This is a genomic window from Variovorax sp. V93, from assembly GCF_041154485.1.
In the GTDB taxonomy this organism is placed as follows: Bacteria; Pseudomonadota; Gammaproteobacteria; order Burkholderiales; family Burkholderiaceae_C; genus Variovorax; species Variovorax beijingensis_A.
In genome coordinates this window covers 1,309,826-1,331,762 of record NZ_AP028669.1, presented here as the reverse complement: position 1 = coordinate 1,331,762, position 21,937 = coordinate 1,309,826, and the positions used below count along the sequence as shown (strand labels likewise).

Annotated in this window: 24 protein-coding genes; 14 read left to right on the top strand and 10 right to left on the bottom strand. The window is 67.2% G+C overall.

The annotated features are described in order from the left end of the window. Positions 1–11 precede the first annotated feature (11 nt). Positions 12–986, bottom strand: coding sequence for a Bug family tripartite tricarboxylate transporter substrate binding protein (locus ACAM54_RS06050; RefSeq protein WP_369650124.1), 975 nt, complete (start codon positions 984–986; stop codon positions 12–14). A gap of 97 nt (positions 987–1,083) precedes the next feature. On the opposite strand from ACAM54_RS06050, the gene ACAM54_RS06045 reads away from it, so the two are divergent. Continuing rightward, on the top strand, positions 1,084–2,010 hold the full coding sequence (locus tag ACAM54_RS06045; protein WP_209499866.1) for a LysR family transcriptional regulator: 927 nt from the start codon (positions 1,084–1,086) through the stop codon (positions 2,008–2,010). Between the two features lie 51 nt (positions 2,011–2,061). Here ACAM54_RS06045 and ACAM54_RS06040 read toward each other — a convergent pair whose 3' ends face one another. The 7 genes from ACAM54_RS06040 to ACAM54_RS06010 form a co-directional block, all read right to left on the bottom strand. Further along, positions 2,062–3,576: a tripartite tricarboxylate transporter permease gene (locus ACAM54_RS06040; protein WP_369650123.1), complete on the bottom strand. Its 1,515-nt coding sequence runs from the start codon at positions 3,574–3,576 to the stop codon at positions 2,062–2,064. 15 nt (positions 3,577–3,591) lie between these two features. Further along, positions 3,592–4,080, bottom strand: coding sequence for a tripartite tricarboxylate transporter TctB family protein (locus tag ACAM54_RS06035; protein ID WP_145741200.1), 489 nt, complete (start codon positions 4,078–4,080; stop codon positions 3,592–3,594). A 117-nt stretch (positions 4,081–4,197) separates the two neighbouring features. Next, entirely contained in the window at positions 4,198–5,985 is a 1,788-nt protein-coding gene (locus ACAM54_RS06030) for a GspE/PulE family protein (RefSeq protein ID WP_145741198.1), read from the bottom strand. Continuing rightward, positions 5,982–6,764: a spermidine synthase gene (locus ACAM54_RS06025; RefSeq protein WP_145741197.1), complete on the bottom strand. Its 783-nt coding sequence runs from the start codon at positions 6,762–6,764 to the stop codon at positions 5,982–5,984. Before ACAM54_RS06025 ends, ACAM54_RS06030 begins: the two co-directional genes overlap by 4 nt. Next, a complete protein-coding gene (locus tag ACAM54_RS06020) occupies positions 6,764–7,291 on the bottom strand; it encodes a DNA-deoxyinosine glycosylase (RefSeq protein ID WP_369650122.1) in 528 nt (175 codons plus the stop codon). Before ACAM54_RS06020 ends, ACAM54_RS06025 begins: the two co-directional genes overlap by 1 nt. A 78-nt stretch (positions 7,292–7,369) precedes the next feature. Beyond that, the gene (locus ACAM54_RS06015) at positions 7,370–7,783 is read right to left on the bottom strand and encodes a hypothetical protein (RefSeq protein ID WP_025569669.1); all 414 of its coding nucleotides are present in this window, start codon (positions 7,781–7,783) and stop codon (positions 7,370–7,372) included. A 133-nt stretch (positions 7,784–7,916) separates the two neighbouring features. After that, positions 7,917–8,777 (bottom strand): TatD family hydrolase, encoded by an 861-nt coding sequence (locus tag ACAM54_RS06010; protein WP_025569671.1) that lies wholly within the window; start codon positions 8,775–8,777, stop codon positions 7,917–7,919. Positions 8,778–8,868: 91 nt separating this feature from the next. Here ACAM54_RS06010 and ACAM54_RS06005 point away from each other — a divergent pair, with 91 nt between their 5' ends. Genes ACAM54_RS06005 through ACAM54_RS05990 form a run of 4 tightly spaced genes read left to right on the top strand, consistent with a single transcriptional unit; the run spans position 8,869 to position 12,927 of the window. Then, positions 8,869–9,861 (top strand): S1C family serine protease, encoded by a 993-nt coding sequence (locus ACAM54_RS06005; protein ID WP_025569674.1) that lies wholly within the window; start codon positions 8,869–8,871, stop codon positions 9,859–9,861. 48 nt (positions 9,862–9,909) lie between these two features. Beyond that, the gene (locus ACAM54_RS06000; RefSeq protein WP_145741187.1) at positions 9,910–10,923 is read left to right on the top strand and encodes a MoxR family ATPase; all 1,014 of its coding nucleotides are present in this window, start codon (positions 9,910–9,912) and stop codon (positions 10,921–10,923) included. Beyond that, positions 10,904–11,893, top strand: coding sequence for a DUF58 domain-containing protein (locus ACAM54_RS05995; protein ID WP_025569676.1), 990 nt, complete (start codon positions 10,904–10,906; stop codon positions 11,891–11,893). Before ACAM54_RS06000 ends, ACAM54_RS05995 begins: the two co-directional genes overlap by 20 nt. Continuing rightward, positions 11,890–12,927 (top strand): VWA domain-containing protein, encoded by a 1,038-nt coding sequence (locus tag ACAM54_RS05990; protein ID WP_369650121.1) that lies wholly within the window; start codon positions 11,890–11,892, stop codon positions 12,925–12,927. The genes ACAM54_RS05995 and ACAM54_RS05990 overlap by 4 nt, the downstream gene beginning before the upstream one ends. Here the strand turns inward: ACAM54_RS05990 and ACAM54_RS05985 are convergent. Next, positions 12,911–13,552, bottom strand: a complete 642-nt coding sequence (locus tag ACAM54_RS05985) for a TetR/AcrR family transcriptional regulator (RefSeq protein ID WP_025569679.1) — start codon at positions 13,550–13,552, stop codon at positions 12,911–12,913. The genes ACAM54_RS05990 and ACAM54_RS05985 overlap by 17 nt on opposite strands. A 59-nt stretch (positions 13,553–13,611) precedes the next feature. Next, entirely contained in the window at positions 13,612–14,214 is a 603-nt protein-coding gene (locus ACAM54_RS05980; protein WP_145741183.1) for a phenylacetic acid degradation protein PaaY, read from the bottom strand. 148 nt (positions 14,215–14,362) lie between these two features. Between ACAM54_RS05980 and ACAM54_RS05975 the strand changes: the two genes are divergently transcribed. The 9 genes from ACAM54_RS05975 to ACAM54_RS05935 are packed head-to-tail and all read left to right on the top strand — an operon-like array spanning position 14,363 to position 21,887. After that, positions 14,363–15,166 carry an enoyl-CoA hydratase-related protein gene (locus tag ACAM54_RS05975; protein WP_369650120.1) on the top strand — a complete coding sequence of 268 codons (804 nt, stop codon included), beginning with the start codon at positions 14,363–14,365 and terminating at the stop codon, positions 15,164–15,166. Between the two features lie 3 nt (positions 15,167–15,169). Continuing rightward, positions 15,170–15,613 carry a hydroxyphenylacetyl-CoA thioesterase PaaI gene (paaI, locus tag ACAM54_RS05970; protein ID WP_145741179.1) on the top strand — a complete coding sequence of 148 codons (444 nt, stop codon included), beginning with the start codon at positions 15,170–15,172 and terminating at the stop codon, positions 15,611–15,613. Between the two features lie 14 nt (positions 15,614–15,627). Next, complete coding sequence (gene paaK / locus ACAM54_RS05965; RefSeq protein ID WP_369650119.1) at positions 15,628–16,938, top strand: phenylacetate--CoA ligase PaaK; 1,311 nt, start codon at positions 15,628–15,630, stop codon at positions 16,936–16,938. 41 nt (positions 16,939–16,979) lie between these two features. Beyond that, positions 16,980–17,993, top strand: a complete 1,014-nt coding sequence (paaA, locus tag ACAM54_RS05960; protein ID WP_369650118.1) for a 1,2-phenylacetyl-CoA epoxidase subunit PaaA — start codon at positions 16,980–16,982, stop codon at positions 17,991–17,993. Then, positions 17,990–18,286 (top strand): 1,2-phenylacetyl-CoA epoxidase subunit PaaB, encoded by a 297-nt coding sequence (gene paaB / locus ACAM54_RS05955; protein ID WP_025569821.1) that lies wholly within the window; start codon positions 17,990–17,992, stop codon positions 18,284–18,286. The genes paaA and paaB overlap by 4 nt, the downstream gene beginning before the upstream one ends. A 10-nt stretch (positions 18,287–18,296) precedes the next feature. Next, positions 18,297–19,076 (top strand): 1,2-phenylacetyl-CoA epoxidase subunit PaaC, encoded by a 780-nt coding sequence (gene paaC, locus ACAM54_RS05950; RefSeq protein WP_369650117.1) that lies wholly within the window; start codon positions 18,297–18,299, stop codon positions 19,074–19,076. Next, a complete protein-coding gene (paaD, locus tag ACAM54_RS05945; protein ID WP_369650116.1) occupies positions 19,073–19,603 on the top strand; it encodes a 1,2-phenylacetyl-CoA epoxidase subunit PaaD in 531 nt (176 codons plus the stop codon). The genes paaC and paaD overlap by 4 nt, the downstream gene beginning before the upstream one ends. Before the next feature lie 3 nt (positions 19,604–19,606). Continuing rightward, on the top strand, positions 19,607–20,701 hold the full coding sequence (gene paaE, locus ACAM54_RS05940; protein ID WP_369650115.1) for a 1,2-phenylacetyl-CoA epoxidase subunit PaaE: 1,095 nt from the start codon (positions 19,607–19,609) through the stop codon (positions 20,699–20,701). Positions 20,702–20,738: 37 nt separating this feature from the next. Further along, positions 20,739–21,887 (top strand): ABC transporter substrate-binding protein, encoded by a 1,149-nt coding sequence (locus tag ACAM54_RS05935; protein ID WP_192323016.1) that lies wholly within the window; start codon positions 20,739–20,741, stop codon positions 21,885–21,887. Positions 21,888–21,937 lie beyond the last annotated feature (50 nt).

Below are 21,937 nucleotides of genomic sequence, written 5' to 3'. Positions count from 1 at the left end.
GGATGTGCTCGCTATTCGTTGCTGATCTTGCGCTCGACCACGATTTTTTTCCACTTGGCGGCGTCGGCCGCCACCATCCTGGCGAACTGCTCGGGCGTTCCGGCAGCAGCAGGCTCGATGCCCAGGCGCGAAAGCTTTTCCTTCACCTCGGGATCGGCCAGCGCCTCGTTCGCGGCCTTGTTGACGCGCGCGACGATGTCCGCCGGCAGGCCCTTGGGGCCGTAGAAGCCGAACCAGGTGTTCGACTCGAAGCCCGGCAGCGTGTCGGCGATCGGCGGCAGCTCGGGCGCGAGCGGGCTGCGCTTCAGCGTGGTAACGCCCAGCGCGCGCAACCGGCCGTCGCGCACATGCGGCATGCCGGTGGGTAGCGAGTCGAACAGCACGTCGACCTTGCCGCTGATCAGGTCGGGAATGGCCAGCGCCGTGCCCTTGTAGGGAATGTGCGTCACGAACACGCCGGCTTGCGACTTGAACAGCTCCGCCGTGAGCTGCACGATGGTGCCGTTGCCGCTGGAGGCGTAGTTGAGCTTTCCGGGGTTCTTTTTTGCGTAATCGATCCACTCGCGCACGGTCTTCGCGGGCGAATTGACCGGCACCAGCATGATGCTCGGCGCGTCGCCCACATGCGCGATGGGCGTGAAGTCGCGCACCGTGTCGTAGGGCAGCTTGCTGGTGATGGCCGGCCCGATGGAGTGGGTGCTGGTGGTGGCCAGCAGCAGCGTGTAGCCGTCGGCCGGTGCCTTCGCGGCCATGTCGGAGCCGATGGCGCCGCCTGCGCCCGGCTTGTTGTCGATGACCAGCGTGGTGCCGAGCTTTTCGCCCATCTTCTGCCCGAGCGTGCGGGCAAAGAGGTCGGTCGCGCCGGCCGCCGGAAACGGCACGATGAGCCGCACCGGCTTGTTCGGGTAGCCCTGGGCCAGGCCGGGCGTCGACGCAGCCACGCAAAGCGCCGCTGCGGCCGCTTGGAGGAACTGGATTCTTTTCATGGTGCTGATTCTGGCCTGGTGGAGAAAAGCTCGCATGCTATGCAGCGCACCGGCATCAAGCCAGATAATTCGAGTTATTCAACTATGAGTTCGGTTTATGGCAAGGAACGCGGCGGAAGAAGTCTCCCTGCAGCAGCTGCGCGCGCTGGCGGCGGTGGCCGAATCGGGCAGCTTCACGCTCGCGGCGGAAGCCCTTCAGCTGACGCAGCCCGCGATCAGCCACCTGGTCAAGCGCATGGAGGAAGAACTCGGGCAGCCGCTGGTGGTGCGGGGCCGCCGCATCCAGCTGACGGGCGCGGGCCAGATGATGGTCGAGACCGCCGTGCGCGCGTTGCGGCTGATCGATGAATCGGTGGACGCCTGCCGCTCGCAGTCGCAGCTGCGCGAAGGACGCGTGGTGCTGGCGGTGGGCCACCTCACGGCGGGCGCCCTGCTGCCACCGATGCTCGGCCGGTTCTCGCAGAAGCACCCCACGCTGGCAACCACGCTGCTCGACAGCACCGCGGAGCAGATGATCTCGCGCATCCTCTCGCAGGAGGCCGATCTGGGCTTCGGTTCCGATATCGGGCAGAAACACTCCGAACTCGCGACCGAGCCGCTGTTCACCGAGCGCATGGCACTGTTCGTGCGCGACGACCATCCGCTGGCACAGCGCGTGGTGGTCGATGCCCGGCAGCTCGAGGCGCTGCCCTTCATCCATGTGAACCCCGACGCCAACGTATGGCGCGCCGTGAGCCGCCAGCTTTCGAGCATGGCCAATGTGTATCCGCGCGTGGTCCACCACGTGTCGATGCTGTCGACGGCTTTCGGCCTGATCCAGGCGGGCGCAGGCGTGGCGCTCCTGCCGCGCTATGTGGAGGTGCTGATGCCCGGCAACCTGCGCGCGGTGGCCGTCACGCGCCCGGTGCTCGAGTACCCGGTCGTCGCCATCCGCCTCGCCAAGCATCCGCTCAGTCCCGCAGCCATGGCCTTCCTCACCATGGCGCGCCAGCACATGAAGCCGCCAAGAGCAGCCAGGCCCTGAAAAAGAAAAAGGCGCCCGAAGGCGCCTCTTGGGTCGCTGTCAATCGAGCCCTCAGTCAACCTCGACGAAGGCTTCTTCGCGCTTCGATTTGACGGCCGGCAGCAGCACGATCACCAGCAGCAGCGCCGCGGCGGCCAGCAGGCTGGCGGAGATCGGGCGCGTGACGAACACGCTCCAGTCGCCGCGCGACAGCAGCAGCGAGCGCCGCAGGTTCTCTTCCATCATCGGCCCAAGGATGAAGCCCAGCAGCAGCGGGGCAGGCTCGCAACCCAGTTTGAAGAAGGTGTAGCCCACCAGGCCGAAGATGCCCACCATCCAGATGTCGAAGGTGTTGTTGTTGGTCGAGTACACGCCAATCGCGCAGAACAGCACGATCGCCGGGAACAGGAACTTGTAGGGCACCGACAGGAGCTTGATCCACATGCCGATCAGCGGCAGGTTCAGGATGATCAGCATCGCATTGCCCAGCCACATCGAGGCGATCAGGCCCCAGAACAGCTCGGGGTTGCTGGTCATGACCTGCGGGCCGGGCTGGATGTTGTGGATGGTCATCGCACCCACCATCAGCGCCATCACCGCGTTGGGCGGAATGCCCAGCGTCAGGAGCGGGATGAAGGAGGTCTGCGCGCCGGCATTGTTGGCCGACTCGGGCGCCGCCACGCCGCGGATGTTGCCCTTGCCGAACGGCACTTCGCCAGGCTGCAGCTTGGTCTTCTTCTCGATGGTGTAGGCCGCGAAGGCCGCCAGCAGCGCGCCGCCGCCCGGCAGGATGCCGAGCGAAGAGCCCAGCGCCGTGCCGCGCAGCACCGCGGGGATCATGCGCTTGAAGTCTTCCTTGGTCGGGAACAGGCCCGAGACCTTGGCGGTGAACACTTCGCGCTCGTCGTCGGGACGCGAAAGGTTGGCAATGATTTCGCCGTAGCCGAACACGCCCATGGCAATGGCCACAAAGCCGATGCCGTCGGTGAGCTCCGGAATGTCGAAGCTGTAGCGCGCCACGCCCGAATTCACGTCGGTGCCCACCAGGCCCATCAGGAGGCCCAGCACGATCATGGCGATGGCCTTGAGCAGCGAGCCCGAGGCCAGCACCACCGCGCCGATCAGGCCCAGGATCATCAGCGAGAAATACTCGGCCGGACCGAACTTGAAGGCCAGCTCGGTCAGCGGCGGCGCGAAGGCCGCGAGGATCAGCGTGCCAACGCAGCCGGCAAAGAACGAACCCAGGCCCGCAGCGGCCAGCGCCGGACCTGCACGGCCCTTGCGCGCCATCTGGTAGCCGTCGATCACGGTGACCACGGAGGAGGATTCGCCCGGCAGGTTCACCAGGATGGCGGTGGTCGAGCCGCCGTACTGCGCGCCGTAGTAGATGCCGGCCAGCATGATCAGCGCCGACACAGGCGGCAGTGCGTACGTGGCGGGCAGCAGCATCGCGATGGTTGCGACCGGGCCGATGCCCGGCAGCACGCCGATCAAGGTGCCCAGGATGCAGCCGACCAGGCAGTACAGCAGATTGGTGAAGGTAAAGGCAACGCCAAAACCCATCGAGAGGTGTTCAAACAATTCCATTTGCGCGCTTTCTTCTCAACCGGTGATGAAGGTCGGCCAGACCTGGATCTGCAGCTTGAGCGCCCAGATGAAGGCGACATAGCTGCCGACGGCCAGCACGGTGGCCAGGATCAGCACGCTGGGGAGCTTGAACTCATGGCCCGCCAGGCTCGAGATGATCACGAGCGCGTAGATGGCGATGATCATTCCCATGGCCGGCACGCCGATGCTCGGCAGGCCGCCCAGCAGGATGCCGAACGCGAGATTGGCGCCCAGGATGAACACGACCTGCTTCCAGGCCCACTTGCCGATCTTTTCGCCGTCGGTGGTTTCGACGGTCAGGCCGCTGAACATGATCCCCAGGCCGATGACGGCCATCAGGATGCCCAGCATCAACGGGAAGTAACCCGGCCCCATGCGGGCGCCGCTGCCTACGCTGTAGGTGGTGGCGCCCCATGCGAACGCCACGCCCACGACCGTAAACATCAGTCCCGAGAAAAAGTCTTTCTGACTCTTGATTTTCACGAACAGTCTCCTCGAACAAATTTCGATGCGAGATTGTCGAGTCAGCTGGCGGTCAGCCCGATGTGGATTCCACTAACCGAAAGCCTAGGGATAACCCCTGGGCCTCGCCGCTGCCGTTCACTCCAGCGGCGGCGTCGCGCTCAGCACTTCCTCGATGGTGGTGACGCCTTCGGCGATGCGCAGCGCCCCGGCCAGGCGCAGCGGACGCATGCCGTCGATCACGGCCTGCCGGCGCAGCCCGGCCAGGTTGGGCTCCTTGGTGACCTGAGCCTTGAAGTCTTCGCTGATGCTCAGCAGCTCGTACAGGCCCATGCGGCCCATGTAGCCGGTCATGCGGCAATCGACGCAGCCCACCGGCTTGTAGGCGCGCACCGAACCGGTGATCTGCCAGGGCTTGACGATGGTCTCGAGCTTCTCGCGCGTGACCGTGTCGTCGGGCTGCTTGCAGTTGGGGCACAGCGTGCGCACCAGCCGCTGGGCCAGCACGCCGAGCATCACGGCGTTGATGAGGTACGAAGGCACGCCGAGCTCCATCAGCCGCGTGATGGCGCTCGGCGCGTCGTTGGTGTGCAGCGTGCTGAACACCAGGTGGCCGGTGAGCGCGGCCTGCACCGCCATCTCGGCGGTGGCCAGGTCGCGGATTTCGCCGACCATGATGATGTCCGGGTCCTGCCGCATCAGCGCGCGCAGCCCTTCGGTAAAACCGAAATCGAGCTGCGGCTGCACCTGCGTCTGGTTGAACGAAGGCTCGATCATCTCGATCGGGTCTTCGACCGTGCTCACGTTGACCTCTTCGGTGGCCACGCGCTTGAGCGTGGAGTACAGCGTGGTGGTCTTGCCCGAGCCGGTGGGCCCGGTCACCAGGATGATGCCGTTGGGCCGCGTGACGAGCTGCTCCCAGCGCTGCGCGTCGTGCTGCGCGAAGCCCAGCGCGTCGAGGTCCTTCACCGCGGTGTCGGGGTCGAAGATGCGCATCACCATCTTCTCGCCGAAGGCGGTCGGCAGGGTGGACAGGCGCATTTCGACTTCGTCGCCGCGCATGTTGCGCGTCTTGATGCGGCCGTCGAGCGGGCGGCGCTTCTCGACCACGTCCATGCGGCCCAGCAGCTTGATGCGCGACACCATGGCGTTCATCACGCCCATGGGCATCTGGTAGGCCGGATGCAGGATGCCGTCGATGCGAAAGCGGATCACGCCCTGCTCACGGCGCGGCTCCAGGTGGATGTCGCTCGCGCGCTGGTCGAAGGCGTATTGCCAGAGCCAATCGACCACCTGCACCACGCTCTGGTCGTTGGCGTCGAGCTGCTTGGTGCTCTTGCCCAGCTCCACCAGCTGCTCGAAGCTCGCGCCGCCGGTGTTGCCGCCGGCTTTCTGCGCGGCGCGCACCGACTTGGCGAGCGCGAAGAACTCGGCCGTGTAGCGCTGGATGTCGGTGGGGTTGGCCACCACGCGGCGCACCGTGCGGCGCGACTGGCGCTCCACCTCGGCGATCCAGTCGGTCAGGAAGGGCTCGGCCGTGGCCACCACCACTTCATTGGGCAGCACCTGCACCGGCAGCACCTTGTGGCGCTCGGCATAGGCCGCGCTCATGGTGTCGGCGACCTTGCCCACGTCGACCTTGAGCGGATCGATGCGCAGGTAGGCCAGCCCCGCACGGCCGGAGAGCCACTGCGTGAGCATTTCGAGATCGAGCGGCTTGCCGTCGCTTTCGCGCGTCATGGCCACGTTGGCCAGCCGCACCAGCGGCGCCTGCCGGCTCTCGGCCTGGGCGCAGCGCGCGATGGTGCGCTTGGCTTCCACCGGAGAAATCATGCCGTCGGCGGCAAGCCATTCGATCAGGCGGCGCAGGTCGAGCGGGCCTTCGTGGCGGGCGGCCGGGGATGCGGTAGCGGAAACAGCGCTCATGGGCCGGTTGGTCGGGTGAGGGTGGGATTCAGCGGTTTGAACACGCGCAGCCATTTGGGCGCGGGCAGGCCCCATCGAGTCTGGATCGTTTGGGCGCGCTCGGCAAGGGCTTCGCGCTTGGGCCGGCTGGGTGCGCGCTGCGCCAGCACCACCGTGTTGCCTTCGCGCGTCGGCTTGAAGGCCCAGACCGCGTCGGCGCCGAATGCACCGGCGATTTTCTCGAGGCTGCGCTCGTAGCTCGACGAGCGGCCGAAGAGATTGACCGTCATGCAGCCATCCTCGGTGAGCAGCGCGCGGCAATCGGCGTAGAAGTCTTCGCTGTCGAGCACCGGCGCGGCGGCCTCATGGTCGTACAGGTCGACCTGCAGTGCATCGACCGTGCCCTGCCATTCGGGCTTGCGGATCTCCTGCGCGGCATCGGCAATGACCACGCGCAGCTTCGGGTCGTCGGCCGGCAGCTTGAACCAGCCGCGGCAGGCCGACACCACCTGCGGATTCAGCTCCACCGCGGTGGTGCGCATGCGCAGGGTCTTGCGGCAGAACTTGGTGAGCGTGGCCGCACCGAGGCCCAGCTGCATCGCATGGCGGCCGGCCAGGCTCTTCGGGTCGGCGAACAGCAGCCAGGCCATCATGCGCTGCACGTATTCGAGCTCGATCTCGAACGGCGCGTCGAGCTTCATCGAGCCCTGGACCCATTCGGTGCCCAGGTGCAGGTAGCGGATGTCGCCCCAGTCGGAAAAGTTGACTTCGGGGAGAACGGGGGTTTTGCTCGTGGCCATCAAAGAAGGTGGTGGGCGTCAAAGACCTCGCGCCAGGCTGCGAGCTTGCGCTCGAAGCTCCACGACGCGTTGGCGGGGCTGGTGGAAGGCAGTTGGTAGACCGGCACCCCGAGGGTGCGCGTGTGGCGCGCGTGCTTGAAGCTCTCGCCGCCGTTGTGCGCAATGGCCGCCAGCCGGGGCAGGTGCAGGCCCACGATGTCATTGGCCACGGGCGCGCGGATGGCGGAGTCGAGGCTGCCCTCGCGCTCGCAGGCCGCATACACGTCCCATACGCCCAGGCCGCGCTCGAGCAGCCACTTTTTCTTCCCGGGATAGCTGTCTTCGCCCACGGGGAGCGGATGGTGGGGCCAAACGGCTTGCAAGATTTTCCAGAACTGATTTTGCGGATGCGCATAGTACTGCTGCAGTTCGAGCGACCGCACGCCCGGGAAGCTGCCCAGGATCAGTACGACGGTGGCGGGCGAGACGATGGGGGCCAGGCCCGTGAGCACGGGGCTGCGGGTGTCGGATGCGGCGGGTAGGTTCATGGATGGGCTCTATCTTGGCACTGTCGCCCGCCCATGAAAAAACCCGCCGAAGCGGGTTTTTCCGAAAGCGAATTCCGATTACTTCTTGGCGGCTTCGTTCTCGGCGGTGCCGGGCACCTTCTCGCCGATCGCCTTGCCGGCGCTGCGCATGCCGTCGGCCGTCTTGTGGCCGGCGGTCTCCACGGCGTCGCCGGTCTTGGCGGCCACGCTCTTGGTGGCGTTGGTGGCTTTCTTGGTGGTGCGCTTGGTCGCGTTCCAGGCCTTCTTGGTGCCGCGCTCGGTGGCGTTCACGGCCTTCTTGGTCGTGCGCTTGGTGGCATCGACGGCGTCCTTGCCGGCTTCCTTCACCTTTTCGGTGGTGCTGGGTTCCGCGGTGGCCGGAGCCGGCGTGGCGGTGGCCGGCGCAGCGGTCTGGGCCACGGCGGACACGCCGATGGAGGCGAGCGCGAGGGCGAGCACGACGGGCACGGTGCGAATGAAAGAGGTGGTCATGTGTAAAGACTCCTTGTTGGATGAAGAGTTGGAGTGACAGACTTGCCACTGAACAAGCAACGCCAGTTCGAACGCCAAGGATGACAGTAAAAATGCGCGCCTCGCTTGCGCAAGCGCAAGACGGGGTATCGGCCTACGCGCGGTGCGGCCGGGCTTCCGACAAGGGGAGAAGACTTTCGAGCCGAGGCAGGGCTCCGAGCGCATTCCGAGTCGTGGCCTCGGCCAGTTCATCGATACCGATGCCGCGCAATTGCGCCACCACTTCTGCGATGCGCGGCAGTTCGCCGGGTTCGTTGCGGCCCTGCGATTCACCGGCCGCACGCTGCGCCTGCGTGCGATAGATCCAGTGCGGCTGGATGTCCGGCGCATCGGTTTCCATCACCATCGATTCGAGCGGCAGCGTGGCCGCCAGCCGCCGCAGCTGCAATGCGCGGTCGAAGGTCACGGCACCGCCAAAGCCCAGCTTCAGGCCGATCTCGATGCAGGCCCTGGCCTGCTGCTCGCTGCCATTGAACGCATGGGCAATGCCCTGCCACGGCCGGCCGGCCGCGGTCTGCCGCAGGTGCTTGAGTACCTTGTCGACCGAGCGGCGCACGTGGATGAGCACCGGCAGATCGTGGTTGCGCGCGAGTTGCAACTGAGTGTGAAAAAAGTGCTGTTGCTTGTCGCTGTCCAGCCCTTCCACGAAGTAGTCGAGGCCGATCTCGCCGACCGCGACCAGCCGTGGATCGCCGCGGCGCGCGGCAAGCTCGGCATCGAGTGTCTCCAGGTCGGCCTCCTCTGCATTGCCGGTGCACAGCGGATGGATTCCGAGCGCATAGGCATCGCCCTGCACCTGCGCCAGTTCGCGCACGGTCGCGAAATTGAAGACCGCCACGGCGGGAATCACGCACAGCGCGACGCCGCGTTCGGCCGCCCGCGCACGGATGAGCGGCATTTCCGCACCGAATTCGGGCGCGTCGAGGTGGCAGTGGGTATCGACAAAAACAGCCATGGCGAGATGATGCCCGAAGGGATGCAAGGCAGAAGAAAGCGTGCTACTGTGACTCCCTACTGACCCGTCATCCCTTGCCGGAGGTGCCCCGATGCGCAGGCCCGCTTTCTACAGCCGTTCGCCCCGCACGCTGCCTCAAGCGGCCGATCCCGCGGCCGATGAGGCGGCCGTGCCGTCGCCCGAGGGCGCAGCGGGCAACGGCGCGCCACCCCCGCCGCACGCCAAGGCCGGCTGGCAGCCGGGCCGGCGCAGTTTCGCGTTCCTCCTCGTGCTGTGCACCGCGCTCGTTGCGGGTGGTGCCACGTGGTGGCCCCGGCAGGGCAAGGCGTTGACGCAGAAGGACATCGATTCGGCCGTGCTGCGCACGCTGCAGACCCACACACTCCCCTCGCCCGCCGCCAAGGCCGCCGAGATCGTGCGGCCCTCGGTGGTGCGGGTGGTCGGCTACGGCCCCGAGAAGGCCACGCCCGAGGCCAAGATCCAGAAGCGCGGCCGCAACATGGCCAAGGGCAAGCCGCCCGAAGCCGATGCGCCCCCGGGCGAGGTCGAGCGCGGCGTGGGCACCGGGGTGGTCATCGTCGACAAGGGCGTGATCCTCACCAACCTGCACGTGGTTGCCGGCGCCGAAACCATCAAGGTCACCTTCTCCGACGGGCTCGAGGCCGTGGCCACCATCACCGGCGTGCAGCCCGAGAACGACCTCGCGGTGCTGCAGGCCCAGAAGATCCCCGACGACCTGATTCCCGCCGCCATGCGCTCGACCGCAGACCTGCAGCCCGGCGACCAGGTGGCCGCGGTCGGTTTTCCGTTCGGCATCGGCCCCTCGGTGTCGGCCGGCGTGGTGTCGGGCCTGAAGCGCTCGTTCCGCTCGCCCGAGGGCAAGCAGGAACTGGGCAACCTGATCCAGTTCGACGCGGCCGCCAACCCCGGCAACTCGGGCGGCCCGCTGATCAACATGGACGGCGAGGTGCTCGGCATCGTCACCGCCATCCTCAATCCCACGCAGCAGCGCACCTTCATCGGCATCGGGTTTGCGGTGCCCATCGAGAACGCGGCCTCGGCCGCCGGTTCGCCGCCGTTCTAGGCCAGCAGGAACGCGCCCAGTTTCGATCGTTCAACAAGAGGTCCCCGCATGAGCACAGAGAACCCCTTTTCCACCTCTCCCGCCACGGCCGAGCTGATGGAGCAGATCCTCTACGAGGTCAAGCGCGTGGTGGTGGGCCAGGACCGCTTCCTGGAGCGCGTGATGGTGGCCATGCTTGCGGGCGGGCACCTGCTGGTCGAGGGCGTGCCGGGCCTTGCGAAGACGCTCACCGTCAAGACGCTGGCCGATACCGTGCGCGGCCAGTTCAAGCGCATCCAGTTCACGCCCGACCTGGTGCCGGCCGACCTGGTGGGCACGCGCATCTACAACCAGAAGACCGGCGAGTTCAGCACCTCGCTCGGCCCGGTGTTCGCCAACCTGCTGCTGGCCGACGAAATCAACCGTGCGCCGGCCAAGGTGCAGAGCGCACTGCTGGAAGTGATGCAGGAGCGCCAGGTCACCATTGCCGGCGAGACGCACAAGGTGCCGCGCCCCTTCCTGGTGATGGCCACGCAGAACCCGATCGAGACCGAAGGCACCTATCCGCTGCCCGAGGCGCAGGTCGACCGCTTCATGATGAAGGTGCTGGTCGACTACCCGAGCGACGAGGAAGAGTTCGTCATCGTCCAGCGCGTGATCGGCTCGCTGGTCGAGGTCAATCCGGTGGCAACCACCGAGCAGCTCGCCACCCTGCAGGCGGAGGCGCGGCGCGTGTACGTCGACCCTTCGCTCATCCAGTATGCGGTCAAGCTGGTGTCGGCCACGCGCACACCCGACAAGCACGGGCTGAAGGACATGCGCCGCTTCATCACCTTCGGCGCGAGCCCGCGCGCGAGCATCAGCCTGACCGAAGGCGCGCGCGCTCTCGCGCTGCTGCGCGGCCGCAGCTATGCCCTGCCCGAGGACATGACCGCGCTGGTGCCCGACGTGCTGCGCCATCGCGTGACGCTTTCCTACGAGGGCCTGTCCGAAGGCCTCACACCCGACAGCCTGATCGAGAAGATCATGAGGGCCGTTCCCGCTCCTCCCAAACCGCTCGAACATGAAAAGCTGGTGGCGTAAGGCCCCTGCGGCCGCGAACGACGATCGGCTCATCGCCGAGGCCGGTGGGGCCGAACGCGCGCTGCGCCGGCTCGAATGGACCGTGATCCGCCGCCTCGACGGCCTGCTGCAGGGCGACTACCGCACGCTGATGCGCGGCACCGGGCTCGACCTGGCCGACCTGCGCGAATACCAGCACCACGATGACGTGCGCCACATCGACTGGAACGTCACCGCCCGCCTGCAGACGCCGCATGTGCGCGTCTTCACCGAAGACCGCGAGATGGCGGCCTGGTTCGTGCTCGACCTGAGCCGCTCGGTCGATTTCGGCTCGGGCCTCAAGGCCAAGCGCGAAATCTCGGCCGGCTTCGTCGGCGTGCTCGCGCGGCTGCTCACGCGCCACGGCAACCGGGTGGGCGCACTGGTCTACGGCACCGACCTCGAAGCGGTGATTCCGCCGCGCAGCGGCCGCCGCCACGTGCTGCACCTGCTGCATGCGATGGAGCGGCGCGCTGGCAAGGCCGAGGCCGCGCCCGCGCAAAAGGGCATGACGCGCCTGGCCGACCTGCTGAAATCGGCGGCCATGCTGATGCCGCGCCGCTCCACCGTGTTCGTGGTGTCCGACTTCCTGAGCGAGCCCGGCTGGGAACGCCCGCTCGGCCAGCTGGTGCAGCGGCATGAAGTCATTGCCGTGCGCCTGTTCGACCCGCTCGAACTCGAGCTGCCCGACCTCGGCCTGGTGCCGCTGCGCGACGCGGAAACCGGCGAGCAGCTCTGGGTCGACACGCACGACGCCGGCTTTCGCAAGCGCTTTGCACGCCTGGCGGCCGAGCGCGAGGCCACGCTGCGCGCTGCGCTCGCGAAAGCGGGTGTCGACGCACTCGAGCTTTCGACCAGCGACGACCTGGTGGAAGCCATCGTTCGTTTCGCCGACCTGCGCAAGCGCCGCATGCGCATCGGCCCGGGCAGCATGAAGGCGGTGGCAGCATGACATTTCTCTGGCCTCAATTCCTCTGGTTGCTGGCGGCCTTGCCGCTGCTGGTGTTGCTCTACATCTGGCTGATCCGCCGCAAGAAGAAGCTCGCGGTGCGCTATGCGAGCCTGTCGATCGTGCGCGAGGCCATGGGCGCCGGCCAGAGCGTGCGCCGGCACATTCCGCCCTTCCTGTTCCTGCTGGCCATGGCCGCCATGCTGGTGGCCGCCGCGCGGCCGATGGCGGTGGTGATGCTGCCGTCCAATCAGCAGACCATCATCCTGGCGATGGACGTGTCGGGCAGCATGCGCGCGGCCGACGTGCTGCCCAACCGGCTGGTCGCGGCGCAGGAAGCGGCCAAGAGCTTCATCAAGGACCTGCCGCGCCACGTCAAGGTGGGCATCGTGGCCTTCGCGGGCAGCGCGCAGGTGGCGCAGCTGCCCACCACCAACCACGACGACCTGATCGCCGCGATCGACAGCTTCCAGCTGCAGCGCGCCACCGCCACGGGCAACGCGATCGTGGTGTCGCTCGCCACCCTGTTCCCCGACGCGGGCATCGACGTCTCCCAGTTCAGCGCGCCCAGCCGCCAGCGCGGCACGCCGATCGACCAGGCGGAAAAGCAGGCCAAGGAGTTCACCCCGGTGGCGCCGGGCTCCTACACCTCCGCCGCCATCATCATGCTGACCGATGGGCAGCGCACCACGGGCGTCGATCCGCTCGATGCCGCCAAGGCCGCGGCGGATCGCGGCGTGCGCATCTACACGGTGGGCGTGGGCACGGTCGACGGCGAGACCATCGGCTTCGAAGGCTGGTCGATGCGCGTGCGCCTCGACGAGGAAACGCTCAAGGCCGTGGCCAACAAGACCCAGGCCGAATACTTCTACGCCGGAACCGCCGCCGACCTGAAGAAGGTCTACGAAACGCTGAGCTCGCGGCTCACGGTCGAGAAGAAGGAAACCGAGATCTCGGCGCTCTTTGCACTCGGCGCGGCCATCCTCACGCTGCTGTCGGCGGGGCTGTCGCTGCTCTGGTTCAACCGGATTCTTTGACGGAAGCGCCGGGCCGTGAAACGGCAGGCGGCGACTTCACCGCACCGATGCCGCCCAGGAACAGGTCGGCCACGATCGGCGCAATGGACGCATGGTCGAGCCGGCCGCCGGGCTTCATCCAGGTGAACATCCAGTTGATCATGCCGAACAGCAGCATGGTCAGCGGCTTGGCGAGGTCGTCGCTCGGCGCGCCCGGCCTCAACGCCGACACGGCACGTGCAAAGCCCGCCACCACCTCGCGCTCCTGGTTCAGCACGCGCTCGCGGTCTTCTTCTTCCAGAAAGCGCACGTCGTCGGTCAGCACGCGGTGCGCGTCCTGCGCGCCAGCGTATTCCTCGACGATGCGGTAGATGAAGCGGCGCAGGCGCTCCTCGTCGGTGTGCGTCGACGCCTCTTCCTCGGCCACCAGCGCCGCGAGCTTGGACACGTGCGTCTCGGCAATGCTGATCAAGAGGCTGCTCTTGTCCTTGTAGTAGTGGTAGAGCGTGGCCTTCGAGAGATTGCAGGCCTCGGCCACCTGGTTCATCGAAGTGGCGGGATAGCCGCGGCGCGCGAACAGCTGGGCGGCCTGCGCCAGGATGAACTCGCGCTGGTCGTCATAGGTGGCGGATCTTCCACGCGGCATCGGGTCTTCTTTCTTCCTTGATTGCAGTGCTTGCGGACGGGCCGTGATCTTGCCCGAAGCTAGCCGCGCCTCGTCGCGATCAGCGAACGCACCTCGGAAGCAGGCAGCCGCGGGCGGCCAGGCTCCATCTGCTGCAGCGGCGCGACCTCGCGCAGGCTGGCCAGGCTGCGCACGGTGAGCGCCTGGTAGGTCTGCGTGCCTTCGAGCTTCCAGGCGATTTCTTCCTCGCTCAGCATCTTCTTCACCTTGGCCGGAATGCCCGCCACCAGCGAGCGCGCCGGCACCTTCATGCCGGCCGGCACGAAGGCGCAGGCCGCCACGATGGCCTGCTCGCCGATCTCGGCCTCGTCCATCACCACCGCATTCATGCCCACCAGCGCATCGCGCCGCACGATGCAGCTGTGCAGGATCGCGCCGTGGCCGATGTGGCCGTTGACCTCGACCACCGTGTCCTGGTCGGGAAAGCCGTGGATGCAGCAATGGTCCTGCACGTTGGAGCCTTCCTGCAGCACGATGCGGCCGAAATCGCCGCGCAGGCTGGCGCAGGGGCCGACGTAGCAGCCGGGGCCGACGATCACGTCGCCTATCAGCACGGCGCTGGGGTGCACGTAGGCCGTCGGGTCGACGACGGGAATCACGCCGTCGATGGCGTAGCTGGGCATTCGATCGGTCTCCTTTTTGCGGGCTCAGGGTTTGCCCTGAATCCATCCGCTTGTGCTGGCATCGGGCTCGATCTTAAAATCTACCGGACGGTCGGTCAATAGTGTTTGCACGCCGATTCGATTCCCACAGACAAGAGAGACAAGCCCGATGCCAGAACCTTTAGTTCTCACCAGCAATGCCGGTGCGGTTCGCACGCTGAGCCTCAACCGGCCCGCGGCGCTCAACAGCTTCACGACCGAAATGCACGGCGAACTGATGGCGGCGCTGGACCTCGCAGCCGACGACCCGGAGGTGCGCTGCGTGGTGCTCACGGGTGCGGGCCGCGCCTTCTGCGCTGGGCAGGACCTGGCCGATCCGGCGGTGGCCCCCGACCTTTCGCCCGGCGCCGCACCCAAGGACCTGGGCCAGGTCATCACCACCTGGTACGCCCCGCTCGTCGCGCGGCTGCGCTCGATGCCGGTGCCCGTGGTTGCCGCCGTCAATGGCGTGGCCGCCGGCGCGGGCGCCAACATCGCACTGTGCTGCGACCTCGTCGTGGCGGCGCGTTCGGCCAGCTTCATCCAGGCCTTCGCCAAGATCGGCCTGGTGCCTGACACCGGCGGCACCTGGCTGCTGCCGCGGCTCGTGGGCTCGGCACGCGCGCTGGGCATGGCGATGCTGGGCGACAAGCTGCCGGCCGAGGAAGCCGCGCGCATCGGACTGATCTGGCAGTGCGTGGACGACGCGGCGCTGCCCGAAACGGCCGCCGCGCTCGCCTCGAAGCTGGCCGCCATGCCCACCCGTGCCCTGGTCGCCACGCGCCAAGCCATGGCCGCAGCGCAGCGCATGGACCTGGAAACGGCACTGGCCGAAGAAGCACGCATCCAGCGAGAGATGGGCAATGCCGGCGATTACCGCGAAGGTGTCGAAGCCTTCCGCGCCAAGCGCGCGCCGCAATTCAAGGACCGCTAGGCCATGGCAGACACGACCCGCACCCCCCAGCAAACCGCCGAGCACGTCCGCGACGGCATGTTCGCGAACGACAACGCCAGCAAGGGCCTGGGCATGCGCATCGTCGAGGTCGGCCCCGGCCAGGCCACGCTCGAAATGCGCGTGCGCACCGACATGCTCAACGGCCACGCCATCTGCCACGGCGGCTTCATGGCCACGCTGGCCGATTCCACCTTTGCCTTCGCCTGCAACTCGTACAACGAGCTGACCGTGGCCTCGGGCTTTTCCATCGACTTCATTGCGCCGGCGCGCGAAGGCGATGTGCTCACCGCGCGCTGCTTCGAAGTGTCGAAGGCCGGCCGCACCGGCGTGTACGACACCGAAATCACCAACCAGCGCGGCGAGCGCGTCGCCATCTTCCGCGGCCGTTCATACACCGCCAAGGGCCGCCCCGCCGTTGCCGCCTGAGGAGACACAAGCCCATGACAGCCAGACACCCTGCCCCCGGCGAGCTCGAGCCCATCGAAACCGCGAGCCGCGACGAGATCACCGCGCTGCAGGTCCAGCGCCTGCGCGCCACGCTGCAACGGGCCTACGACAACGTGCCGCACTACCGCCGCGCCTTCGATGCCAAGGGCGTGCACCCCGGCGACCTGAAGTCGCTGGCCGACCTGTCGAAGTTTCCGTTCACGGTGAAGACCGACCTGCGCGACAACTACCCCTTCGGCATGTTCGCCGTGCCGCGTGCGCAGGTGGCGCGCATCCATGCCTCGTCGGGGACCACCGGCAAGCCGACCGTGGTCGGCTACACGCTCAAGGACATCGACACCTGGGCCGGCCTGGTCGCGCGATCGATCCGCGCAGCGGGTGGCCGCGCCGGCGACATGGTCCACGTGTCGTACGGCTACGGCCTGTTCACCGGCGGCCTCGGCGCGCACTACGGCGCCGAGCGCGCGGGCTGCACCGTCATCCCGATGTCGGGCGGCCAGACCGAGAAGCAGGTGCAGCTGATCCAGGACTTCAAGCCCGACATCATCATGGTCACGCCCAGCTACATGCAGGTGATCATCGAGCAGTTCGAGCGAATGGGCCTCGATGCAAAGGACAGCTCGCTCAGGATCGGCATCTTCGGCGCCGAGCCGTGGACCGAGGCCATGCGCCGCGACATCGAAGCCAAGGCCGGCCTCGATGCGGTCGACATCTACGGCCTCTCCGAAGTGATGGGCCCGGGCGTGGCCAGCGAATGCGTCGAGAGCAAGGACGGCCCCGTCATCTGGGAAGACCACTTCTACCCCGAGATCATCGACCCCGACACCGGTGAGCTCAAGGCCGATGGCGAGGAAGGCGAGCTGGTCTTCACCTCGCTCAGCAAGGAGGCCATGCCGATCGTGCGCTACCGCACGCGCGACCTCACGCGCCTGTTGCCGCCCACCGCGCGTTCGTTCCGCCGCATGGGCAAGATCGTCGGGCGCAGCGACGACATGATGATCATCCGCGGCGTCAACGTCTTTCCCACGCAGGTGGAAGAGATCGTGCTCGCGCACAGCGCGCTCACCGGCCTGTACCAGGTGCGCGTGAGCCGCGAAGGCCTGCTCGACCAGGTCGAGGTGCACTGCGAACTCACACCGCACGAGGCCGCCGCGGCCGACCGCAACGCCATCTCCGACTGGGTGCAGCAACGCGTGAAGACGCTCATCGGCATCTCCACCCGCGTGGTCGTGCACGGCCCCGACGAAATGGAACGCACGCAGACCGGCAAGGCCCGCCGCGTGATCGACACGCGCCCGCGCTGAGCCGCCCGCGCGCCCACACTCCGCACAGAAAGGACACGCACATGTACACCCAGGCCATGGACACCATGGGCAAGGACGCAGGCGACGGCAAGCAGAAGAAAGCCGTGCGCTCCGCCGAGGAAATGCGGCTCGAGGAGCGCTTCGACGCCCACATCGACGCCGGCGACTTCATCGAGGCGAAGGACTGGATGCCCGAGCACTACCGCAAGACGCTGGTGCGCCAGATCAGCCAGCATGCGCATTCGGAGATCGTCGGCATGCTGCCCGAAGGCAACTGGATCGGCCGCGCGCCCACGTTGAAGCGCAAGGCCATCCTGCTGGCCAAGGTGCAGGACGAAGGCGGCCACGGCCTCTACCTGTATGCCGCCGCCGAAACGCTGGGCACCTCGCGCGACCAGATGTTCGATGCGCTGCACAGCGGCCGCGCCAAGTACAGCTCGATCTTCAACTACCCGACGCTCACCTGGGCCGACATGGGCACCATCGGCTGGCTGGTGGACGGCGCGGCCATCATGAACCAGGTGCCGATCTGCCGCTGCTCGTATGCGCCCTACGCGCGCGCCATGATCCGCATCTGCCGCGAGGAGAGCTTCCACCAGCGCCAGGGCTACGAGGCACTGCTGACCATGATGACCCACGGCACCGAGGCGCAGAAGGCGATGGTGCAGGACGCGGTCAACCGCTGGTGGTGGCCCTCGGTCATGATGTTCGGCCCGCCGGACGACCAATCCCCCAACAGCGCGCAATCGATGCGCTGGGGCATCAAGCGCTTCAGCAACGACGAGCTGCGCCAGAAGTTCATCGACGCCACGGTCGAGCAGGCGCGCATCCTCGGCGTGACCCTGCCCGATCCCGACCTGAAGTGGAACGAGGAGCGCCAGGCGCACGACTTCGGCGCCATCGACTGGAGCGAGTTCTGGCGCGTGATCGGCGGCGACGGCCCCTGCAACCGCGAGCGGCTGCAGGCCCGCGTCGACGCCTGGGATGACGGCGCATGGGTGCGCGAAGCCGCGCTGGCCCACGCCAACAAACAACCTATGAAGGAGGCGGCATGACCGTCGAACAGAAGCAAGAGTGGCCCCTGTGGGAAGTGTTCGTGCGCAGCAAGGCCGGCCTCGACCACAAGCACTGCGGCAGCCTGCACGCCGCCGACCCGAAGATGGCGATCCAGATGGCGCGCGACGTCTACACGCGCCGCCAGGAAGGCAGCAGCATCTGGGTGGTGCGCTCGGACCAGATCGTGGCCAGCGACCCGGGGGACAAGGACATGTTCTTCGATCCCGCGGAAGACAAGGTGTACCGGCATCCCACCTTCTACAAGTTGCCCAAGTCCGTGGACCACATGTGAGCGGCGCGCCATGCAAGCATCGATCGAACTGAACCGCACGCCTGCCGTGCAATACCTGCTGCGCATCGGCGACACCTGCCTCGTTCTGGCGCAGCGCCTCGGCGAATGGTGCGGCCATGCGCCCGTGCTGGAAGAAGACATCGCGATGGCCAACATCGCGCTCGACCTCGTGGGCCAGGCGCGCGCACTGCTCACGCACGCCGGCAAGCTCGAAGGCGCCGGCCATGAGCACGACGAAGACCAGCTCGCCTACCTGCGCGACGAACGCGACTACTTCAACCTCACGATGGTCGAGCTGCCGCGCGGCGACTTCGCCTTTGCGGTGGTGCGCAACACGATGGTCGCCACGCTGCTCAAGCTGCTGTGGCAGCGCCTCGCCGCATCGTGCGATGCCGAAGTGGCCGCCATCGCCGGCAAGGCCGTGAAGGAAGCGCGCTACCACCAGCAGCATTCGGGCGACTGGGTCGTGCGGCTCGGCGACGGCACCGATGAATCTCGCCGCCGCACGGAAAAGGCGCTGAGGCAGCTCTGGCTCTACATGCCCGAGCTGTTCGAGAGCGATGCGGTCGATGCGCAAGCCAGCGCGAGCGGCCTCGGCCCCGCATGGAGCGAGCTGCGCGAACCGTGGCTTGCCGAGATGCAGCAGGTGCTCGACGCCGCCGGGCTCGCAATGCCGCAGGAGACTCCCTTCCGCAGCACCGGCAAGCAGGGCGTGCACAGCGAGCACATGGGCTACATCCTGGCCGAAATGCAGTATCTCCAGCGCAGCTATCCCGGAGGCGTGTGGTGAACACCGCCATTGCATCGCGCGTCGACGCGGCCTGGGCCGTGCTGCACACGGTCCTCGACCCCGAGGTGCCGGCCGTGTCGGTCTGCGACCTGGGCATCGTGCGCGAGGTGATCGAACATGACGAAGGGCTGGAGATCGTGCTCACGCCGACCTACTCGGGCTGCCCCGCGACCGAAGCCATCGAGCACGACGTGCTGGCCGCCATCGAAAAGGCAGGCCTCGGCCGCGCACGCGCCACCTTGCGGCGCGCGCCCGCCTGGAGCAGCGACTGGATCAGCGAGGAAGGCCGCGCCAAGCTCAAGGCTTATGGCATCGCGCCGCCGGCCCACCTCACGCCAGAAGCTGCGGCCGGCACCGCCGTGCCCATCCGCCTCTTCGGCCGCATCGCCGGCGGCGAACGCATTGCCTGCCCGCGCTGCGCGAGCGAGCGCACCGAACGCCTCTCCGCCTTCGGCTCCACCGCATGCAAGGCGCTCTACCGCTGCCTCGCCTGCCGCGAACCCTTCGAACACTTCAAGCCGATCTGAGCGATGAGCACCCTCTTCCATCCCCTGCGCGTGAAGGCCGTCGAACCCGACACTTCGGAAGCCGTCATCGTCTCCTTCGAAGTGCCGCCCGAGCTGCAGCAGGTCTTCGGCTTCACCCAGGGCCAGTACCTCACGCTGCGCCACGACATCGACGGCCAGGACCTGCGCCGCTCCTATTCGATCTGCGCCGGCCTGGACGACGGCGAGCTGCGCGTGGGCGTGCGCAAGGTGCACGGCGGCGTGTTCTCCAACTGGATCAACGCGCACCTGCAGCCCGGCGACACGGTGCAGGTGATGGCGCCGCAGGGCCGCTTCTTCGTGCCGATCGAGCCGGGCTCCGCGCGGCATCATGTCGGCATTGCGGGCGGCAGCGGCATCACGCCGATCCTCTCGATCATGAAGACGGTGCTCGCGCGCGAGCCGCTGAGCCGCTTCACGCTGATCTACGGCAACCGGCAGCTGCAGTCCACGATGTTCAAGGAAGAGATCGAGGACCTGAAGAACCGCTACATGACGCGGCTCGCGCTGCAGCTGGTGTTCTCCGACGAGCACACCGACTCCCCGCTGGGCTCCGGCGTGATGAACCGCGAGAAGATCGGCGAATTCCTGAACACGCTGGTGCCGGCGGCGAGCATCGACCATGCCTACATCTGCGGCCCGTTCCAGATGAACGACGAGGCCGAGGCCGCGCTGCTGGCCGCGGGCGTGCCCGAGGAGCGCATCCACATCGAGCGCTTCGGTATCGCGCTGCCTTCGGCCGCGTCGGCAGGCCAGGTGGGTGCGGTGGTGCACGAAGCCCTGCCCGGCGACGCCAAGCAGGCGCGCATCACCATCGTGCGCGACGGGCTGCAGCGCGAGATCACTTTCACCGAAGGGCAGCCGAGCATCCTCGATGCGGCTTCGGCCGCCGGCCTCGAAGTGCCGTTCTCCTGCACCTCCGGCGTGTGCGGCACCTGCCGCGCGAAGCTGGTGGAGGGGGAAGTCCGCATGGAAAGAAACTTCGCGCTCGACAAGAATGAAGTAGCCGCGGGATTCGTGCTGACCTGCCAGGCCCACCCTCTCACTGAACGTGTCACCTTGTCCTTCGACGAGCGTTGACGCCACAACGATTTTTCAACCCGGAGACAAGTCCAAAATGAAATTCTTCTTCAAGCCCCTGCTGATCGCCGCGCTGTGCGCCACCGCCGCCGCGGCCTGGGCCGACGTCAATGTCGGCGTGACGCTGTCGGCCACCGGCCCTGCCGCTTCGCTGGGCATTCCCGAGAAGAACACCATTGCGCTGATGCCCAAGACCATCGGCGGCCAGAAGATCAACTACATCGTGCTGGACGACGCTTCCGACACCACGGCTGCCGTGGCCAACACGCGCAAGCTCATCGCCGAGAACAAGGTCGACATCGTGCTGGGCTCGACCACCACGCCCAACTCGCTCGCCATGATCGACGTGGTGAGCGAAGCCAAGACGCCGATGATCTCCATTGCCGCGTCGGCCCGCATCGTCGAGCCGATGGACGCCAAGAAGCAGTGGGTCTTCAAGACGCCGCAGAACGACATCATGATGTCGCTCGCGATTGCCGAGCACATGGCCGCGAGCGGCGTGAAGACGGTGGCCTTCATCGGCTTCTCCGATGCGTACGGCGAAGGCTGGTCGCAGGAATTCGCCAAGGCGGCAGAACTGAAGAAGCTCAAGATCGTGGCCAACGAGCGCTACGCGCGCACCGACACCTCGGTGACCGGCCAGGCCCTGAAGATCATGGCCGCCAAGGCCGACGCGGTGCTGGTCGCGGGCTCGGGCACGCCGGCCGCGCTGCCGCAGAAGACGCTCAAGGAGCGCGGCTACACCGGCAAGATGTACCAGACGCACGGCGTGGCCAATGCCGACTTCCTGCGCGTCGGCGGCAAGGACGTGGAAGGCACCTTCCTGCCTGCCGGCCCGGTGCTGGTGGCCGAGCAGCTGCCCGCGAGCCATCCGGTGAAGAAGTCGGCCCTGGCCTATGTCACGGCCTACGAGGCCGCGAACGGCAAGAACTCGGTGTCGACCTTCGGCGCGCACGCCTGGGATGCGGGCCTCCTGATGACCTCGGCCGTGCCGGTGGCGCTCAAGAAGGCGCAGCCCGGCACGCCCGAGTTCCGCGCCGCGCTGCGCGATGCGCTCGAGCAAGTCAAGGAAGTGTCGGGCGCGCACGGCGTGTTCAACATGACCGCCAACGACCACCTGGGCCTGGACCAGCGTGCCCGGGTCATGGTCAAGATCGAGAACGGCGCCTGGAAATACCAGCCCTGAAACTCGGCTCGCCCCCAGGCTTCGCGCACTTCGTGTCGCTTCTCCCACCC

What these genes read in the sequence shown, in the direction of transcription:
- ACAM54_RS06050 (WP_369650124.1), bottom strand. Translation starts at nt 986, where the DNA reads ATGAAAAGAATCCAGTTCCTCCAAGCGGCCGCAGCGGCGCTTTGCGTG.
- ACAM54_RS06045 (WP_209499866.1), top strand. Translation starts at nt 1,084, where the DNA reads ATGGCAAGGAACGCGGCGGAAGAAGTCTCCCTGCAGCAGCTGCGCGCG.
- ACAM54_RS06040 (WP_369650123.1), bottom strand. Translation starts at nt 3,576, where the DNA reads ATGGAATTGTTTGAACACCTCTCGATGGGTTTTGGCGTTGCCTTTACC.
- ACAM54_RS06030 (WP_145741198.1), bottom strand. Translation starts at nt 5,985, where the DNA reads ATGAGCGCTGTTTCCGCTACCGCATCCCCGGCCGCCCGCCACGAAGGC.
- ACAM54_RS06025 (WP_145741197.1), bottom strand. Translation starts at nt 6,764, where the DNA reads ATGGCCACGAGCAAAACCCCCGTTCTCCCCGAAGTCAACTTTTCCGAC.
- ACAM54_RS06020 (WP_369650122.1), bottom strand. Translation starts at nt 7,291, where the DNA reads ATGAACCTACCCGCCGCATCCGACACCCGCAGCCCCGTGCTCACGGGC.
- ACAM54_RS06015 (WP_025569669.1), bottom strand. Translation starts at nt 7,783, where the DNA reads ATGACCACCTCTTTCATTCGCACCGTGCCCGTCGTGCTCGCCCTCGCG.
- ACAM54_RS06010 (WP_025569671.1), bottom strand. Translation starts at nt 8,777, where the DNA reads ATGGCTGTTTTTGTCGATACCCACTGCCACCTCGACGCGCCCGAATTC.
- ACAM54_RS06005 (WP_025569674.1), top strand. Translation starts at nt 8,869, where the DNA reads ATGCGCAGGCCCGCTTTCTACAGCCGTTCGCCCCGCACGCTGCCTCAA.
- ACAM54_RS06000 (WP_145741187.1), top strand. Translation starts at nt 9,910, where the DNA reads ATGAGCACAGAGAACCCCTTTTCCACCTCTCCCGCCACGGCCGAGCTG.
- ACAM54_RS05995 (WP_025569676.1), top strand. Translation starts at nt 10,904, where the DNA reads ATGAAAAGCTGGTGGCGTAAGGCCCCTGCGGCCGCGAACGACGATCGG.
- ACAM54_RS05990 (WP_369650121.1), top strand. Translation starts at nt 11,890, where the DNA reads ATGACATTTCTCTGGCCTCAATTCCTCTGGTTGCTGGCGGCCTTGCCG.
- ACAM54_RS05985 (WP_025569679.1), bottom strand. Translation starts at nt 13,552, where the DNA reads ATGCCGCGTGGAAGATCCGCCACCTATGACGACCAGCGCGAGTTCATC.
- ACAM54_RS05980 (WP_145741183.1), bottom strand. Translation starts at nt 14,214, where the DNA reads ATGCCCAGCTACGCCATCGACGGCGTGATTCCCGTCGTCGACCCGACG.
- ACAM54_RS05975 (WP_369650120.1), top strand. Translation starts at nt 14,363, where the DNA reads ATGCCAGAACCTTTAGTTCTCACCAGCAATGCCGGTGCGGTTCGCACG.
- paaI (WP_145741179.1), top strand. Translation starts at nt 15,170, where the DNA reads ATGGCAGACACGACCCGCACCCCCCAGCAAACCGCCGAGCACGTCCGC.
- paaK (WP_369650119.1), top strand. Translation starts at nt 15,628, where the DNA reads ATGACAGCCAGACACCCTGCCCCCGGCGAGCTCGAGCCCATCGAAACC.
- paaA (WP_369650118.1), top strand. Translation starts at nt 16,980, where the DNA reads ATGTACACCCAGGCCATGGACACCATGGGCAAGGACGCAGGCGACGGC.
- paaB (WP_025569821.1), top strand. Translation starts at nt 17,990, where the DNA reads ATGACCGTCGAACAGAAGCAAGAGTGGCCCCTGTGGGAAGTGTTCGTG.
- paaC (WP_369650117.1), top strand. Translation starts at nt 18,297, where the DNA reads ATGCAAGCATCGATCGAACTGAACCGCACGCCTGCCGTGCAATACCTG.
- paaE (WP_369650115.1), top strand. Translation starts at nt 19,607, where the DNA reads ATGAGCACCCTCTTCCATCCCCTGCGCGTGAAGGCCGTCGAACCCGAC.
- ACAM54_RS05935 (WP_192323016.1), top strand. Translation starts at nt 20,739, where the DNA reads ATGAAATTCTTCTTCAAGCCCCTGCTGATCGCCGCGCTGTGCGCCACC.